The sequence below is a fragment of the Vibrio satsumensis genome (assembly GCF_050337435.1).
Lineage (GTDB): Bacteria > Pseudomonadota > Gammaproteobacteria > Enterobacterales > Vibrionaceae > Vibrio > Vibrio satsumensis.
Map to the genome: position 1 here is coordinate 147,866 of NZ_JAKJSX010000003.1, position 16,113 is coordinate 163,978.

15 protein-coding genes, 1 riboswitch and 1 other annotated feature are annotated in these 16,113 nt (G+C 44.3%); of the genes, 10 read left to right on the top strand and 5 right to left on the bottom strand.

Annotated features, from left to right (window positions below):
• The first annotated feature begins 90 nt into the window (after positions 1–90).
• From bioB to bioD, 4 genes are read left to right on the top strand one after another with little or no spacing between them, the layout of a single operon-like run.
• The gene (gene bioB, locus L4C44_RS00830; RefSeq protein WP_016792500.1) at positions 91–1,143 is read left to right on the top strand and encodes a biotin synthase BioB; all 1,053 of its coding nucleotides are present in this window, start codon (positions 91–93) and stop codon (positions 1,141–1,143) included.
• A complete protein-coding gene (bioF, locus tag L4C44_RS00835) occupies positions 1,130–2,341 on the top strand; it encodes an 8-amino-7-oxononanoate synthase (protein WP_146491935.1) in 1,212 nt (403 codons plus the stop codon). The genes bioB and bioF overlap by 14 nt, the downstream gene beginning before the upstream one ends.
• Entirely contained in the window at positions 2,342–3,145 is an 804-nt protein-coding gene (gene bioC / locus L4C44_RS00840) for a malonyl-ACP O-methyltransferase BioC (RefSeq protein ID WP_428804177.1), read from the top strand.
• Positions 3,142–3,825 carry a dethiobiotin synthase gene (gene bioD / locus L4C44_RS00845; RefSeq protein WP_327784007.1) on the top strand — a complete coding sequence of 228 codons (684 nt, stop codon included), beginning with the start codon at positions 3,142–3,144 and terminating at the stop codon, positions 3,823–3,825. The genes bioC and bioD overlap by 4 nt, the downstream gene beginning before the upstream one ends.
• 83 nt (positions 3,826–3,908) lie before the next feature.
• Here bioD and L4C44_RS00850 read toward each other — a convergent pair whose 3' ends face one another.
• Positions 3,909–4,076, bottom strand: coding sequence for a hypothetical protein (locus L4C44_RS00850; protein ID WP_186728084.1), 168 nt, complete (start codon positions 4,074–4,076; stop codon positions 3,909–3,911).
• Positions 4,077–4,353: 277 nt separating this feature from the next.
• Between L4C44_RS00850 and htpX the strand changes: the two genes are divergently transcribed.
• Positions 4,354–5,217, top strand: coding sequence for a protease HtpX (htpX, locus tag L4C44_RS00855; RefSeq protein WP_060982833.1), 864 nt, complete (start codon positions 4,354–4,356; stop codon positions 5,215–5,217).
• A 266-nt stretch (positions 5,218–5,483) separates the two neighbouring features.
• Here the strand turns inward: htpX and purB are convergent, their stop codons facing one another.
• The 3 genes from purB to mnmA all read right to left on the bottom strand — a co-directional run bounded on the left by purB (position 5,484) and on the right by mnmA (position 8,795).
• Positions 5,484–6,854 carry an adenylosuccinate lyase gene (gene purB / locus L4C44_RS00860; RefSeq protein ID WP_019822492.1) on the bottom strand — a complete coding sequence of 457 codons (1,371 nt, stop codon included), beginning with the start codon at positions 6,852–6,854 and terminating at the stop codon, positions 5,484–5,486.
• A gap of 143 nt (positions 6,855–6,997) precedes the next feature.
• Positions 6,998–7,615 carry a high frequency lysogenization protein HflD gene (gene hflD, locus L4C44_RS00865; protein WP_428804178.1) on the bottom strand — a complete coding sequence of 206 codons (618 nt, stop codon included), beginning with the start codon at positions 7,613–7,615 and terminating at the stop codon, positions 6,998–7,000.
• Positions 7,616–7,658: 43 nt separating this feature from the next.
• The gene (gene mnmA, locus L4C44_RS00870; RefSeq protein WP_048609389.1) at positions 7,659–8,795 is read right to left on the bottom strand and encodes a tRNA 2-thiouridine(34) synthase MnmA; all 1,137 of its coding nucleotides are present in this window, start codon (positions 8,793–8,795) and stop codon (positions 7,659–7,661) included.
• Positions 8,796–8,999: 204 nt separating this feature from the next.
• On the opposite strand from mnmA, the gene L4C44_RS00875 reads away from it, so the two are divergent.
• Both L4C44_RS00875 and L4C44_RS00880 read left to right on the top strand, forming a co-directional pair.
• The gene (locus tag L4C44_RS00875; RefSeq protein WP_010439986.1) at positions 9,000–9,269 is read left to right on the top strand and encodes a hypothetical protein; all 270 of its coding nucleotides are present in this window, start codon (positions 9,000–9,002) and stop codon (positions 9,267–9,269) included.
• 102 nt (positions 9,270–9,371) lie between these two features.
• Positions 9,372–10,676 carry an inosine/guanosine kinase gene (locus L4C44_RS00880; RefSeq protein WP_017065317.1) on the top strand — a complete coding sequence of 435 codons (1,305 nt, stop codon included), beginning with the start codon at positions 9,372–9,374 and terminating at the stop codon, positions 10,674–10,676.
• A gap of 193 nt (positions 10,677–10,869) precedes the next feature.
• On the opposite strand, the gene L4C44_RS00885 is transcribed toward L4C44_RS00880, so the two are convergent.
• Complete coding sequence (locus L4C44_RS00885; protein WP_017060262.1) at positions 10,870–11,280, bottom strand: H-NS family histone-like protein; 411 nt, start codon at positions 11,278–11,280, stop codon at positions 10,870–10,872.
• Between the two features lie 364 nt (positions 11,281–11,644).
• Positions 11,645–11,822, top strand: a riboswitch (Lysine riboswitch).
• 112 nt (positions 11,823–11,934) lie between these two features.
• Between L4C44_RS00885 and L4C44_RS00890 the strand changes: the two genes are divergently transcribed.
• The 3 genes from L4C44_RS00890 to hisD all read left to right on the top strand — a co-directional run bounded on the left by L4C44_RS00890 (position 11,935) and on the right by hisD (position 16,104).
• A complete protein-coding gene (locus L4C44_RS00890) occupies positions 11,935–13,527 on the top strand; it encodes a Na+/H+ antiporter NhaC family protein (protein WP_132744986.1) in 1,593 nt (530 codons plus the stop codon).
• Between the two features lie 190 nt (positions 13,528–13,717).
• Positions 13,718–13,853 (top strand) — a sequence feature (His leader region).
• Positions 13,854–13,906: 53 nt separating this feature from the next.
• The gene (gene hisG, locus L4C44_RS00895) at positions 13,907–14,803 is read left to right on the top strand and encodes an ATP phosphoribosyltransferase (protein ID WP_048617711.1); all 897 of its coding nucleotides are present in this window, start codon (positions 13,907–13,909) and stop codon (positions 14,801–14,803) included.
• Positions 14,803–16,104, top strand: a complete 1,302-nt coding sequence (hisD, locus tag L4C44_RS00900) for a histidinol dehydrogenase (protein ID WP_102433208.1) — start codon at positions 14,803–14,805, stop codon at positions 16,102–16,104. Before hisG ends, hisD begins: the two co-directional genes overlap by 1 nt.
• Positions 16,105–16,113: the final 9 nt, after the last annotated feature.

Sequence of the window (16,113 nt, forward strand, 5' to 3'; positions counted from 1 at the left end):
ACAGTCTAAAGCTTGTCGGTAGACTAGCCAAGCATAAATGCAATCTCTAGTGATGGAGATGCAACATCAAATAATAAAAAGGATCGACACGTGGAAGTTCGTCATGACTGGACAGTTGCTGAAGTAACAGCGCTGCTTGAAAAACCGTTTATGGATTTAATGTTTGAAGCTCAAGTGGTTCATAGACAGTACCAAGAGCACAACCACGTGCAGGTGAGTACGCTGTTATCGATAAAGACTGGTGCTTGCCCTGAAGATTGTAAGTACTGTCCTCAAAGTGCTCACTACCGAACGGATGTCGACAAAGAACGCTTAATGGAAGTTGAGCGTGTTTTGGATGCGGCGCAAAAAGCCAAAAATGCGGGCTCAACTCGTTTCTGTATGGGCGCTGCATGGAAAAACCCGAAAGAACGCGATATGCCTCACCTAACTGACATGATCAAAGGTGTGAAGGGCATGGGCCTAGAAACTTGTATGACACTAGGTATGTTAACGCCTGATCAAGCAGGTGAGCTTGCAGACGCAGGTTTGGACTACTACAACCATAACCTTGATACGTCGCCAGAATTCTACGGTAGTATTATTACCACTCGTACTTACCAAGATCGCTTAGATACGCTATCTCACGTACGTGATGCCGGGATGAAGATCTGTTCTGGTGGCATCATCGGTATGGGCGAAAGTACTAATGACCGTGCAGGCTTGCTGGTAGAGCTAGCGAACCTTCCTGTACACCCAGAGAGTGTGCCAATCAACATGCTCGTGAAAGTGAAAGGCACACCGATGGAAAACGTCGATGATGTTGAATCTTTTGACTTCATTAAGTTGATTGCGATTGCTCGTATCATGATGCCAATGTCTGCGGTTCGCTTATCTGCCGGTCGTGAAAATATGAATGAACAGATGCAGGCGATGTGTTTTATGGCTGGCGCGAACTCTATTTTCTACGGCTGTAAGCTACTGACTACGCCAAATCCAGATGAAGACACGGACATGCAGTTATTTAAGAAGTTAGGGATCAACAGCCAACAAGTGGCTCAGAAGCCTGATGAAATTCAAGAAAACGAACTGTTAGATCAAGTGGTGGAGCGCGTTGCTGCTCGTCCAACGAAAGATGACATGTTCTACGATGCCACTGTTTAAATCTCGTATCAAAAGAGCTCTTGCTCATCGCCGTGAGCAAGGGTTAACTCGCCAACTTAAGGTGTTAGAAAACAGTAATGGTCCTTTGCTTACTAGCGAAGGTTCTAGCTTCATTAATTTTTCGAGTAATGATTACCTAGGCTTGGCGAGCGATCCTGAATTGGTGGAGGCGTGGCAAGCGGGACTTTCTCAGTATGGTGCTGGTAGTGCGGCATCGCCATTGGTCACGGGGTTTACTCCTGCTCATCGAAATTTAGAAGCTCAACTTTGTGAATGGTTAGGTTTTGAACGTGCCATTCTCTTTAGTTCTGGTTTCAGTGCGAACCAAGCCTTGTTGTTTTCTCTGCTCGAAAAAGACGACTCTCTGCTGCAAGACAAACTTAACCACGCCTCTTTGATGGAAGCGGGGATGCTTTGTCCTGCAACAATGAAACGTTTCAAGCACAACGATACTCAGCACCTCGAGTCTTTACTAAGCCGCTCTCCACAATCGTTAGTCGTTACTGAAGGTGTGTTTAGCATGGATGGCGACCAAGCACCTCTTAGCCAGATATTTAACCTGACTAATCGATACGACAATTGGTTGGCGGTTGATGATGCCCACGGTATCGGCGTATTAGGTGATAAAGGGGCTGGGAGCTGCAGTGCGGCACAAGTCTCACCTGATATCTTGGTGGTGACCTTTGGTAAAGCATTTGGCCTCTCTGGTGCTGCGATTTTGTGCTCGTCAGAGGTGGGTGATTACTTAACTCAATTTGCTCGTCATCACGTTTACTCTACGGCAATGCCACCTTCACAAGCGGTGGCTTTGTCTCATGCCTGTCAGATGATTCAAAATCAAGAGTGGCGCCGAGAAAAGCTGGCGGAGTTAGGCTCTCTCTATGCAGAGCAAATGAGCGGCTTGAAAGGTTTTGTGGATACTCAGACGCCGATCAAGCCGTTTTTAATCGGCGAAGCCCAGTCTGCACTATCTATTGCTGAAGAGTTAAAGCAAAACCAAGTTTGGGTGACCGCAATAAGGCCGCCAACCGTTCCTGCTGGAACCGCTCGATTACGAATCACGTTAACGGCTAAACATAGCCAAAAACAGATTCTCCAGTTAACCAGGTCGTTGCATCAAGCCATTGAACGAAACATCGACTCAGGCGTTAAATCGGGTATCCATCCAAGCTTTGAATCAACTAAAGAGGCTCAGTAAATGTCACAAGAAGCAGTAGTGGATAATTACGTCGGCCAAGACAAAAGTGCGATTGCCGAAGCCTTTGGTAAAGCAGCAACAACCTATGACAAACACGCTGAATTCCAGCGAGATGTCGGCCACAGACTGCTGGATAAGTTACCCAGCGATCTGTCAGGCTTTAAGGTGCTCGATTTAGGCTGTGGCACTGGCTATTTCTCCGAACAGATGGTGAAACGAGGCGCTGAAGTGGTTTGCGCTGATCTTTCTGTTGGAATGTTAGAAACCGCAGAGAAGCGTTGTGGTGCATCTGTCTCTTTATATCAACAAGCCGATGCTGAACAATTACCGTTTGAAGATGGGTGTTTTGACATCGTTTTCTCTAGCCTTGCGTTGCAATGGTGTGACGACTTATCGTCACCTTTGAGAGAGATGAAGCGTGTTACAGCGGTTGGTGGGCGTGTTATTTTCTCAACTTTGCTTGATGGGTCACTGTTTGAGCTGAAAAAGTCGTGGTCCAAAATTGACGCACATCAACACGTTAACCATTTTATTACAATCAATCAGGTAAAAATTGCGTTAGCGCAATCTAGCTGTACGGTTCATCAACTAGACTTGCCCACCATCACCGTTTGGTACGATACTGCGTTTGAACTGATGCGCGACCTTAAAGGTATCGGCGCTAATCACGTAAGTGGTCGCTCACAAGGTTTAACAAGTCGTCGCATGTTGCAGCTTGTTGAACGGGAATATCGAGAGTTTAAAAACCATCAAGGTTTCTTACCAGCAACATATCAAGTTTGTTTAGGGGTTATTCAATTATGATTGATGCATTATTCATTGCAGGTACGGATACCGAAGTGGGAAAAACTGTGGTTTCAAAAGCGATTCTTCAAGCTTTAGCCGCACAAGATTTATCAACAATTGGCTACAAGCCAGTTGCTGCAGGGTGTGAGCAATACCCTGAAGGGTTACGTAACAGTGATGCACTGCATCTTCAAGAAGCGGCGACACAAGACATTGCTTACGAAGACGTTAACCCGTACGCATTGTTACTACCATCATCACCTCACATCGCAGCCAAGCATGACGGTGTCGTGATTGATGAAGCGATATTATCAGCGAAGCTAGACGAGCATAAGCAAAACTCTGACATCGTCCTAGTTGAAGGTGCGGGTGGCTGGCGTGTACCTGTTTCAGACGATGAATATCTCTCTAGCTGGGTTAAAAAAGAGCAGCTGCCAGTAGTACTTACTGTGGGTATTAAACTTGGCTGTTTGAGCCATGCTCTATTAACGGCAGAAGCGATTCGTGCTGACGGGCTAAACTTAGTTGGTTGGGTAGCAAACCGCATTAATCCAGGCACTGAGCACTACGCTGATATTATTGCGATGCTTGAAGACAAACTAGGTGCGCCAAAGCTAGGTGAGATCCCTTACGTACCAAAAGCTAAGTCTAAGAACATTGGTAAGTACATCGATGTTCAACCATTGCTAGCACTGTAATTGGTTATTAGGGCATAGAACAAGAAAAGGGCTGCGATTGCAGCCCTTTTGCTATTTAAGCCTTTATAGAGTCAAGCGAGGGATTAGTGCTCTTTAGTGAGTCCCATTAGTGCTTGCTGTGTCTCTGTGATGTTTGCTTGCGCTGCTTCTGGCGTAAGAATACCGATCTGCTTTTTCGCTTCTTCTTCAGTAATCCCTAGGTGACAGCACAGTAAATCGATAGCCATTTGAGTGTTAGTACCTTCAACCATGATCCTTCCCTTTTTGTACATGGACTAGCCAATAAATCATCTGAAGTCACTGTAAACGGATTGTTATATCGACACCATACGACTTAGGTCTAATAGACCGTGATTAACTCAGCTATAATCTCGTAATCAAATGTTGCAATTTAATGCTTAACCTTGTTTTCTTAATCTAAGACTATATGTATAAGTAAGTATAAGTCTTCAAGGTTGGAATCTATTGCTGTCTGCCTTGTCTATAACAATAAGTTTTATAAAAACAGCTTTCATGCGGAGATAAGTAATGAAGCGAGTAATGTTGTTCCTTGCAACCAACCTAGCGGTTGTATTGGTACTAAGTGTTGTTCTTAATATTGTATACGCAGTCACAGGTATGCAACCCGGTAGCCTATCAGGCTTATTGGTGATGGCTGCGGTATTTGGTTTTGGCGGCTCATTCATTTCATTAATGATGTCGAAGAAAATGGCGCTACGCTCTGTAGGCGGCATGGTCATTGAAAGCCCACGTAACGAAACAGAACATTGGTTGATGGAGACGGTAAGCCGTCAATCTCAACAAGTTGGTATTGGTATGCCAACAGTGGCGATCTACGACTCGCCAGATATCAACGCATTTGCTACAGGTGCTAAGCGTGACGATTCATTGGTCGCAGTATCAACGGGCCTGCTACACAACATGACGCGTGACGAAGCTGAAGCGGTATTAGCTCACGAAGTTAGCCACATTGCGAATGGTGATATGGTGACAATGACTCTAATGCAGGGTGTTGTGAACACGTTCGTTATCTTCCTATCTCGTTTCATTGCGAATATTGTTGCGTCGAATGACAATGAAGAAGAGGGTGGCAGCAACATGATGGTGTACTTCGGTGTGTCTATGGTGTTGGAACTGGTATTTGGTTTCCTAGCGAGCTTCATTACGATGTGGTACAGCCGCCATCGTGAGTTTCATGCCGATGCAGGTGCTGCGCACTTGGTAGGTAAAGAGAAGATGATTGCAGCGCTAGAGCGTCTAAAAGTGAGCCACGAGCCACAATTAGAAGGTTCTATGATGGCGTTTGGTATCAACGGTAAGAAGTCTCTTACAGAGCTTCTAATGAGCCATCCGCCGCTAGATAAACGTATTGCGTCTCTACGTAACATGTAATTTCTAACACAAGCTGCTATCGTTAAGCGGCAATATGTATTCTAAAGGCTTCCTTCGGGAGGCCTTTTTTGTACTTGCTGCTTAAGAAAAGGAACGGGTGTTTGTTTAATACGACTTACAGTACTTGAATGGGAGAGGCTAGTTGGATATGCCAGGTTTGATTGACGGCTGTTGCTTTACTTAGGGCACTGCTGTTCGAGATATTTGTTCTACGCAACAAAAAGGCTTCCACATGGGAAGCCTTCGTCTATTCGTTTGTTCGAATCTTACAGTTTGTCAGTCAGCTCGATTGCTTGACCAATGTAGTTCGCTGGTGTCATCTCTTTCAGGCGAACTTTCTCGTCTGCAGGGATTTCAAGACCGTCGATGAATGCACGCATGCCTTCGCCATCTACACGCTTACCGCGAGTTAGCTCTTTTAGCTTCTCGTATGGCTTCTCGATACCGTAGCGACGCATCACTGTTTGTACTGGTTCAGCTAGTACTTCCCAGTTCTTGTCTAGTTCAGCAAGTAGCGCTTCACGGTTAACTTCTAGCTTGCTAATACCTTTCAGAGTTGAAGTGTATGCAATGATTGCGTAGCCAACACCAACACCTAGGTTACGAAGAACCGTAGAGTCAGTTAGGTCACGTTGCCAGCGAGAAACTGGAAGCTTTTGTGCAAGGTGGCTAAATACTGCGTTAGCTAGGCCAAGGTTGCCTTCAGAGTTTTCGAAGTCAATTGGGTTTACTTTATGCGGCATTGTAGAAGAACCGATTTCGCCAGCAATAGTCTTCTGCTTGAAGTGACCAAGAGCGATGTAGCCCCAAACGTCACGGTCGAAGTCTAGAAGAATTGTATTGAAACGAGCAACAGCGTCGAATAGCTCAGCGATGTAATCGTGAGGTTCGATTTGAGTTGTGTACGGGTTCCAAGTTACGCCAAGAGATTCAGTGATGAACTCTTCGCTGAATTGGTGCCATTCAACTTCAGGGTATGCAGAAAGGTGAGCGTTGTAGTTACCTACAGCGCCGTTGATTTTCGCTAGGATCTCAACGCTTTCGATTTGCTTGAATTGACGTTCCATACGGTACGCAACGTTCGCCATCTCTTTACCCATAGTCGAAGGAGAAGCTGGCTGACCGTGTGTACGAGAAAGAAGAGGAATATCACGGTACTCGTTCGCAAGTGCTTTGATAGCATCGATTACGTTACGAATTTCTGGAAGAATCACTGTGTCACGAGCTTCTTTAAGCATAAGCGCGTGAGAGGTGTTGTTGATGTCTTCAGAAGTACATGCAAAGTGAATGAATTCGTTAACTGCGTGAAGCTCAGGAACGCCCGCAACTTTCTCTTTCAAGAAGTACTCAACCGCTTTTACGTCGTGGTTTGTCGTGCGCTCGATCTCTTTGATACGCAGAGCGTCTTCTTCGCTGAAGTTAGCGGCTAGTTCATCAAGAAACTGGTTAGCTTCTGCACTGAACGCTGGTACTTCTTTGATTGCATCAGTTGCTGCAAGCTTTTGTAACCAACGAATTTCAACGATAGAGCGGTACTTTAGTAGTCCAAACTCACTAAAGATGCTGCGTAATGCAATAGTCTTACTTCCGTAACGGCCGTCTACTGGTGAAACAGCAGTCAATGCTGACAGTTCCATGGTGTTCTCCTGAATTGAGTTTTCTAAATTTTGAGAGGTTTATACCAGTAACAATCTCAATTGTCACGCACATTGCGCAATCGTTTGCGTGAGAGTTGTGTTGATACAAAAAACAAGCTCGCGACGAGGCGCGAGCTAATAAATTACATTCGAGCTAGTAGGATTTGAGCCTGCTCGATCATCTTCTTGCGACCGAAGATAAGGTGGCGACGTTTGCCGCCAACTTGACGCCATAACACAGCGCTTCGAATTCCTGATAGAAGCAGTGCACGAACCTTATGTTGGCTCGATGTCTGTTGAAGTACAGACGGTGTGCCAGAAACCTGAATGCGAGGGCCGATAGGGCTAACAACATCAAGGTAGATGCTCGCTAGGTTGCTGATCATTTGCTCGTCAAACAGATCAAAGTGTTCAGTTTGGCGTTCTGCAGTTTGAATGCGATCGCCAAGCTGAGACATTGAGTCGTTACGAGAAGATAGCTTACGCTCAAGAGCCATCAAGCTGATGATGTAGCGAGTAATATCGCCACCAGCTGGAGTACTATCGATACCTTTTACTAAGCACTCAAGACCTAGCTTTAGGTTCGCTTCACGTCCAAATACGCCCACAGTGTTCGCCGGGTTGGTATTTAAAATAGCACTGAGTGAAGCTTCGAAGGCATCTTTATCACAATGGCCGTCTTTCGCTACTTGCTGAACCAAAGCCACAGCTTGGCAAATTCCGGCGAAAGCAATCGTACGGTCATAAAGTGTATTAGCCACGTAGTAACTCCTAGTTGTCTTCTATCGTTTGTTGTTCGTTCGATTAGATGCGCTTTTCGATGATACCACCACCAAGACAAACATCGTCTAGGTAGAACACTGCCGATTGACCTGGGGTCACAGCAATCTGTGGTTCATCAAAAATAACCTTAATGTTCTCATCATCAATTGGGATGATTGTACAAGGAATATCGGTTTGACGGTAACGTGTTTTTACCGTGCATGTCATAACTTCAGTAATTGGTGTGCGATTTACCCAATGAAGTTGAGATGCGATCAAACCTTCTGATTTTAGAAGAGGGTGGTCTTTACCTTGTACTGCGATCAGAACATTACGCTTGAGATCTTTTTCACCAACAAACCATGGCTCTTCGTTACCGCCGCCACCTTTAGTGCCGCCAATATGAAGGCCTTTACGCTGACCTAGCGTGTGGTACATCAAACCTTGGTGTTGACCAATAACTTGGCCTTCAGGTGTTTCGATGTTACCAGGTTGTGCTGGTAGGTATTTGCCTAGGAACTCAGTGAACTTACGCTCGCCGATAAAGCAGATGCCTGTTGAATCTTTCTTCTTCGCTGTGATCAAGTCTTGCTCTTCAGCAATACGTCGTACTTCTGGCTTCTCTAATTCACCGACAGGGAATAGGCTGCGTGCCACTTGATCTGAGCTTAGCGTGTATAGGAAATAGCTTTGGTCTTTGTTGCTGTCTAGACCGCGTAGCATTTCTGGTTTTACGCCAGCATCAAGCTCTTCTTGAGTTGGGAAAGTACGACGAACGTAGTGACCCATCGCAATGTAGTCTGCGTCTAGCACTTCATCCGCAAACTCTAAGAATGCTTTGAATTTGATTTCTTTGTTACAAAGGATATCTGGGTTAGGCGTACGGCCTGCTTTGTACTCTTCAAGGAAGTATTCGAATACGTTGTCCCAGTATTCTGCAGCAAAGTTGATAGTGTGAAGGTGGATACCTAGTTTGTCACATACCGCTTGAGCATCAGCAAGATCTTCAGCTGCCGTGCAGTATTCTTCGTTATCGTCTTCTTCCCAGTTTTTCATGAAAAGGCCTTCTACCTGATAGCCTTGTTGCTGAAGAAGATACGCCGATACTGACGAATCTACACCGCCGGACATACCGACAATTACTTTCTTTTCGCTGTTTCCAGAGCTGATATCTGACATGTCTAAACACCGTTACTATTACTTGGTCGCAGATTCTAACAGAAAGAGAAACGCCGTGACAGATCCGAGACCGGAATCACAGTTTCATTTGCACAAATAGTGCGCTGACTTTGTTAGAGAATCGCATGAGAGCGAGGTGAGTCGCTAGGATGTCAGAAGTATATGTGGCATAGTCGCTCGAAATCCAAGACCTGAGATAAAAAAATGTCTGAACAAAATGAATTTATGCAAGAAGAAGAGCTGATTGAGATTATCGAGAACCAGCTTGAAGATGGCGAGCCAGTGAAAGTGAAAGAGACGTTGATGCGTTTAATGATGACTGGTACTCCTCGTGAAGAGGCAATTGCGGCTATGGCATGTGCATTGGCAATTGAAGTATTTGACGTTATGAAAAACGGCGCGGAGTTTAATCAGAAACGTTACGCAGAGCATTTGGGCATGCTGCCTGATTTAAGCTTTATGGAAGGCGAATAAAAAAAACCTTCAGCAAACGTTTGCTATAGTTTGAAAGATTGCCGCGTTAAATATAGCGCGGTAGAATCCGCCACCTATTTCCCCTTGACTTAGACTAGCCCTATGAAATTCCCTGGACAACGTAAATCAAAGCACTACTTTCCGGTTCACGCTCGTGATCCTCTAGTGAGCCAAGCTCAAAGCAGTAAAAGAATGTCACGCACTCATATTATCGGTATTGACCAAACATTGGTGGATATTGAAGCAAAGGTGAGTTCTGAACTTATTGAGAAGTATGGTTTGAGCAAGGGACATTCACTGGTTATTGGTGACGCAGCCGCTGAATCTTTATATCAAGAATTAAAAGAACAGTGCCTGATTACCAATGAATACGCTGGTGGCACAATTGGTAACACATTACACAACTATTCAGTGCTAGCGGATGACCGTTCTACTCTACTGGGTGTCATGAGCCAAGATATTAAGATTGGTAGCTACGGTTACCGCTATTTATGTAATACATCAAGCAGAATGGATCTGAACCATTTACAAGGGGTAGATGGTGCAATCGGTCGCTGTTTTGCATTAATTACAGAAGACGGTGAACGTACTTTCGCAATTAGCGAAGGACAAATGAACCAATTAAAACCAGAAAGCATTCCTGAAAAAATCTTCAAAAGTGCTTCTGCTTTAGTTTTAACGGCTTATTTAGTTCGTTGTAAACCAGGTGACCCTATGCCTGAAGCAACAATGAAAGCGATCGAGTACGCGAAGAAATACGATGTGCCAGTAGTTCTTACATTGGGTACTAAGTTCGTTATTCAAGATGATCCAGAATTCTGGAAAGATTTCCTTGAGCAACACGTAACGGTTGTTGCAATGAATGAAGACGAAGCTGAAGCATTAACGGGTGAAAGCGATCCACTGGCTGCATCAGATAAAGCGTTAGAGTGGGTAGATCTTGTTCTATGCACTGCGGGACCTGTTGGTCTATTTATGGCTGGCTATACGGAAGATGCAGCTAAGCGTGAAACGTCACTGCCTTTACTTCCAGGTTCAATTGCGGAATTCAACCGTTTTGAATTTAGTCGTCCTGCGCATAAAGATTTATGTGAAAACCCAACTAAAGTGTATTCGCACATTGCGCCATACATGGGTGGTCCTGAAAAGATCAAAAACACTAACGGTGCAGGTGATGCTGCGTTATCAGCTTTATTACATGATATGGCTGCTAATAAGTACCACAAAGAAAACGTACCAAACTCAAGTAAGCACCAACATTCATTCTTGACGTACTCTTCTTTCTCACAAGTTTGTAAATATTCAAACCGTGCGAGCTATGAAGTGTTAGTTCAACACTCTCCACGTTTATCTCGCGGCCTTCCTGAAAGAGAAGATAGCCTAGAAGAAGCGTACTGGGAAAGATAAGCTACTTTCTTTAATCAGTAGTACTATCAGTATCAGCTCATTTTAATACTGATAGTATAAATATAAAAAAGGCTCCGAAAGGAGCCTTTTTTGTTTCTGAATATATTGAAGTCGTAAATAATACTTTGGTTGACTTAAATATTAATTCTATTGCTTAGTGTGTAATTGATTACTCACTAAGTAAACTAAATGCTTAGATAGCAAACTCTTCTAGAGATTTACCAGCATCTAGCTGTTCTTGGATAGCTGAAGGCGTACGGCCTTGACCTGTCCAAGTTTTCTCGTCGCCGTTCGCATCTACATATTTGTATTTCGCTGGGCGAGGAGCACGTTTAGCTTTTGTTGTTTTAGATTTTGCTTCACCAGAAAGTGCAGCAATAAGATCGGCAACATCAATTCCGTCTTTTGCAATTTGTTCAGCAATAGCAGAAAGTTTAGCTTCTTGTTCTGCTTTAGCCGCACGCTCTTCAGCTTCTGACTCTTGACGCTCTTGTACAACAATAGTTAGCTTGTCTAGCGCTTCTTCAAGTTGCTCAAGAGTTAATTCACGTGAGAACGCACGAAGGCTACGGATATTTAATAGAGTTTTTGTTAATTCAGACATGATATTTTCCATCAAGGTAAACTAAATAATCCTCCTAATAATAAACAGAGCCTAAGAATAAAACAAATAGTATTTCTTCTATTACATATTAAAATATAAAAGTGAGATGAATAGTTGAAAACTCAACGTTGTATTCCTATCGAATTTATAATAATTATTAAGATTATCTTAAAAAATGATATGTGACTGGTGGAGTAGTTCACCAGAGTTGACTATTCTGTTATTGATTGCTTCATTAACAAAAAGCTATTTTTCTCGGAATGATATGTTGCATTGTTGCTCTTCATGAGTACAATTGCGGCTACCTGATGCGAGGCTTTGGTTAATCTGTTGTTAAACTCTGGTTTACACGGTTAATAATGTTATCGCACGTAGAGGTGCAATTATAAAAAGTAACTTCCGTTGGGGTGATGCCAATGAGCGGGAATGAAAGGTGTAATTGCCGAAGTAAATTGTATATCTAAGCAATTTGCTGGGGTTGTGCTCAATAGGTACAACACTGCCATAGTCTTAATTTTAAACTATGGAGCGCTACTGTAGGGTTGGGTGAAGTGTTCACTTCCCTTTCGCTTAGTTCAACATGAACTTGGTCAGCCGTATCAAGTTTGTCTGCAGTAGATCTCTAGCCAAATAAAAAACTGGTTTTTGAAGATCATGAATTTAATAGATTTTGCAACATCGCCTTTATCACTGCTTCCTCCTTTGGTTGCATTGACTCTTGCTATTGTTACCCGACGTGTATTGGTTTCTTTGGGTGTCGGTATTGTTATGGGTGCGATTCTACTTGCTGATTACTCAGTAGGTAACGCAGCTAGCTACGTGTTTACTAAAGCATCGGGTGTTTTCATCGAAGATGGTGGCATCAACACTTGGAATATGAGCATCATTGCATTCCTAATTATTCTTGGAATGACAACTGCACTATTAACACTGTCTGGCGGTACTCGCGCATTTGCTGAATGGGCACAGTCTCGCGTTAAGAGCAAACGTGGTTCAAAACTACTTGCTGCTTTCTTAGGTGTATTCATCTTTGTTGATGACTACTTTAACAGCCTAGCGGTTGGTGCCATCTCTCGTCCTGTAACAGACCGTTTTTACGTATCTCGCGCTAAGCTTGCTTATATCCTAGATTCAACGGCTGCTCCTATGTGTGTGATCATGCCTGCTTCTAGCTGGGGTGCTTACATCATCACTATCATTGGTGGCATCTTAGTGACACACGGTGTGACAGAGTATTCTGCACTGGGTGCTTACGTTCGTCTTATCCCAATGAACTTCTACGCTGTATTCGCTCTGTTAATGGTGTTTGCCGTTGCATGGTTCGGCCTAGACGTTGGTAAAATGCGTGAGCATGAGATCGAAGCATCTCAAGGCCGTGGCTTTGAAGGCGACAACGATCAAAAGCAAGCGCATGATCTAAATGAAGAACTAGATATCGAAGAGAGCGAGAATGGTTCTGTTTCTGATCTGGTTATGCCAATCGTATCGCTAATCGTAGCGACCGTTGCCGCGATGCTTTACACAGGTGGGCAAGCGCTTACTGCTGACGGTCAAGCATTTAACCTTTTAGGTGCGTTTGAAAACACGGATGTAGGTAAGTCTCTTGTTTACGGTGGCATCATCGGTCTACTTGTGGCGCTAGCGACTGTATTTAAGCAAAAGCTGTCTATGGCAGACATCGCAAGAACAATGTGGATCGGTGCAAGCTCTATGTTTGGCGCTATCCTAATTCTTGTGTTCGCTTGGACTATCGGCTCTGTTATCGGCGACATGAAAACAGGTTCGTACCTATCATCTTTAGCAACTGGCAATATTGATTACCACTGGCTACCAGTTATCTTGTTCCTTCTTGCTGGTTTGATGGCTTTCTCGACAGGTACATCTTGGGGTACGTTCGGTATCATGCTACCTATTGCGGGTGACATGGCTGCAGCATCTGACATCGCGCTAATTTTGCCGATGCTAAGTGCGGTTCTTGCGGGCTCTGTATTTGGTGACCACTGCTCTCCAATTTCAGACACAACGATTCTGTCTTCTACTGGTGCTCGTTGTAACCATATTGACCACGTATCGACTCAGCTTCCATACGCGCTGTCTGTGGCGTTCGTATCGTGCATTGGTTTCATTACCCTAGGTATGACATCTTCAATTAGCATCGCATTTGGCGCAGCGTCTCTAACGTTTGTCGCTGTATGTTTTGCATTGGCTTACTTCTCTCGCTGTAAAATGGCGACGTGCAAAAGCTAAAACTGAAAGCTAATCAGTAAACTATCAGGGAGGCGTTAGCCTCCCTTTTTTGTGCTTGTTAATTTAATTTTAAGTTTCGTGAAAAAAGTTCGAATAAATGGTTGAAAAAGGATCTCAGCTTAGTTAGTGTGGAGACAAGACAGCAAACAACTGAAGAGCTTATAAGTATGCGTAAATTAGTAATGAACATTCATCACCATCATCACCCTATCTAGTCTTTCGGGGAGATTTACGTATACCCGGGAGCAAGAATTCTCCCGGAGGTTAAGTCAAAGAATTTAGATTTAAACCCTCGGGATGACAAAGTCTTCCGAGGGTTTTTTAGTTTTAGCGCTTTTAAATAATCAATAAATTCAAATATTTGCACAGGGATACAGCAATGCAGACACAACGCCTAAGAATCGCAATTCAAAAGAAAGGTCGCTTAAGTAAAGAGTGCCAAGATCTACTTAAAAAATGTGGTGTTAAATTTAACATCATGGGTGAGCGCCTAGTTGTTCATTCATTAAATATGCCAATCGACTTGTTATTAGTTCGTGATGATGACATCCCAGGTCTTATCATGGATGGTGTGGTTGACCTTGGTTTTATCGGTGAAAATGAACTAGAAGAAGTTCGCCTAGACCGTGTTGCTCTAAAAGAGCCATCAGAGTTTCGTACACTACGTCGTTTAGATTTCGGTGGTTGCCGCCTTTCTATCGCAATCAACAAAGATGAAGTATACAACGGCCCACAAGATCTCGCGGGCAAACGTATTGCGACAACTTACCCACAACTACTAAAAGCCTACATGGATGAGCAGGGTGTTGAATTCAGCACTTGTATGCTAACAGGTTCGGTTGAAGTTGCCCCTCGTGCAGGTCTAGCAGACGCTATCGCAGATTTAGTTTCTACAGGTGCAACGCTAGAAGCAAACGGCCTAAAAGAAGCAGAAGCTATCTTCCAATCTAAAGCAACACTGATTCAACGTGTTGGTGAGTTCGACGCAGACAAAACCGCATTGATTGAAAAACTACTGACTCGTATGCAGGGTGTTCAACAAGCGAAAGAGTCGAAGTACATCATGCTTCACGCGCCAACATCTCAGCTAGAGCAAATCAAAGCACTATTACCCGGTGCTGAAGATCCGACTGTTCTTCCACTATCTACAGACAAAGACAAAGTTGCCGTTCACCTAGTAAGTACAGAGAACTTGTTCTGGGAAACAATGGAACAGCTGAAAGAGTTGGGTGCTAGCTCGATTCTAGTATTACCAATCGAAAAAATGATGGGGTAGTGACGATGAGAACCGTTGTTTGGCAATCTTTAAGTGAATCACAGCAAGACTCGGTATTAGAGCGTCCAGCTATTACTGAAGGTGCAAACATCACAGCGACTGTTTCTGATGTGATTGCAAAAGTACGAAATGAAGGCGATGCCGCGCTTAGAGAGCTGACTGCAAAGTTTGATGGTGTGACTCCAGAGTCTATCCGTGTCAGCTCGGGTGAGATCGAAGAGGCGTGTGCTCGTCTAACACCAGAGATGAAGCAAGCGTTAGAGCAAGCTTATAGCAATATTGCTAAGTTTCACGAAGCTCAAAAGCCACAGCCAATTAAGGTTGAGACACAGCCTGGTGTTGTGTGTGAGCAAGTGACGCGCGCCATTAATACTGTTGGCCTTTATATTCCAGGTGGCAGTGCGCCACTTCCGTCAACGGTTCTTATGTTAGGTGTTCCAGCTCAAATCGCAGGTTGTCGTAAGGTTGTGCTTTGTTCACCTCCGCCAATCGCTGATGAAATCTTGTATGTCGCCAAGCTTTGTAAGATCGACGAGGTATACAACGTTGGTGGTGGTCAAGCGGTGGCTGCAATGGCTTACGGTACCGAGAGCGTGGCTAAGGTCGACAAGATCTTCGGCCCGGGTAATGCCTATGTAACGGAAGCGAAACGTCAAGTAAGCAATGACTTCCGCGGCGCAGCGATTGACATGCCTGCGGGCCCGTCTGAAGTGTTAGTGATTGCCGATGAAACTGCAGATGCAGACTTCATTGCTGCGGATTTGTTGAGCCAAGCGGAGCACGGTCCTGATTCTCAGGTTGTACTGGTAACACCATCTCCAGTGGTTGCAGACCAAGTAACAGAAGCGGTTCAGAAGCAACTGAAAGAACTGTCTCGTGCGAACATCGCTCAGCAAGCATTGGCTTCAAGCCTAATCATCATTGCTGAATCTATCACTCAAGCTATTGCGATTTCGAACTTCTACGGTCCTGAGCACTTGATTGTTCAAACTAAGAATCCACGTGAATTGCTGCCATTGTTAGATAATGCAGGCTCAATTTTCCTTGGTGACTGGTCTCCAGAATCTGCAGGTGACTACGCATCAGGCACAAACCACGTTCTTCCGACTTACGGCTATACCAAGACTTATTCGAGTCTAGGTTTGGCTGATTTCTCTAAGCGAATGACGGTTCAAGAGCTAACGGCTGATGGTTTGAAAGGCCTAGCGCCAACAGTAGTAACAATGGCGGAAGCCGAGGGCTTGGATGCACACAAACGCGCTGTGACCATCCGAGTTGAAAAGTTAAATAAAGCAAAATAAGGGTAGGGC

Excerpts from the sequence above, each read along its gene's own strand:
- bioF (WP_146491935.1), top strand. The coding sequence starts at position 1,130 with ATGCCACTGTTTAAATCTCGTATCAAAAGAGCTCTTGCTCATCGCCGT.
- hisG (WP_048617711.1), top strand. The coding sequence starts at position 13,907 with ATGCAGACACAACGCCTAAGAATCGCAATTCAAAAGAAAGGTCGCTTA.
- L4C44_RS00885 (WP_017060262.1), bottom strand. The coding sequence starts at position 11,280 with ATGTCTGAATTAACAAAAACTCTATTAAATATCCGTAGCCTTCGTGCG.
- purB (WP_019822492.1), bottom strand. The coding sequence starts at position 6,854 with ATGGAACTGTCAGCATTGACTGCTGTTTCACCAGTAGACGGCCGTTAC.
- L4C44_RS00875 (WP_010439986.1), top strand. The coding sequence starts at position 9,000 with ATGTCTGAACAAAATGAATTTATGCAAGAAGAAGAGCTGATTGAGATT.
- L4C44_RS00880 (WP_017065317.1), top strand. The coding sequence starts at position 9,372 with ATGAAATTCCCTGGACAACGTAAATCAAAGCACTACTTTCCGGTTCAC.
- L4C44_RS00850 (WP_186728084.1), bottom strand. The coding sequence starts at position 4,076 with ATGGTTGAAGGTACTAACACTCAAATGGCTATCGATTTACTGTGCTGT.
- bioC (WP_428804177.1), top strand. The coding sequence starts at position 2,342 with ATGTCACAAGAAGCAGTAGTGGATAATTACGTCGGCCAAGACAAAAGT.
- htpX (WP_060982833.1), top strand. The coding sequence starts at position 4,354 with ATGAAGCGAGTAATGTTGTTCCTTGCAACCAACCTAGCGGTTGTATTG.
- L4C44_RS00890 (WP_132744986.1), top strand. The coding sequence starts at position 11,935 with ATGAATTTAATAGATTTTGCAACATCGCCTTTATCACTGCTTCCTCCT.
- bioD (WP_327784007.1), top strand. The coding sequence starts at position 3,142 with ATGATTGATGCATTATTCATTGCAGGTACGGATACCGAAGTGGGAAAA.
- mnmA (WP_048609389.1), bottom strand. The coding sequence starts at position 8,795 with ATGTCAGATATCAGCTCTGGAAACAGCGAAAAGAAAGTAATTGTCGGT.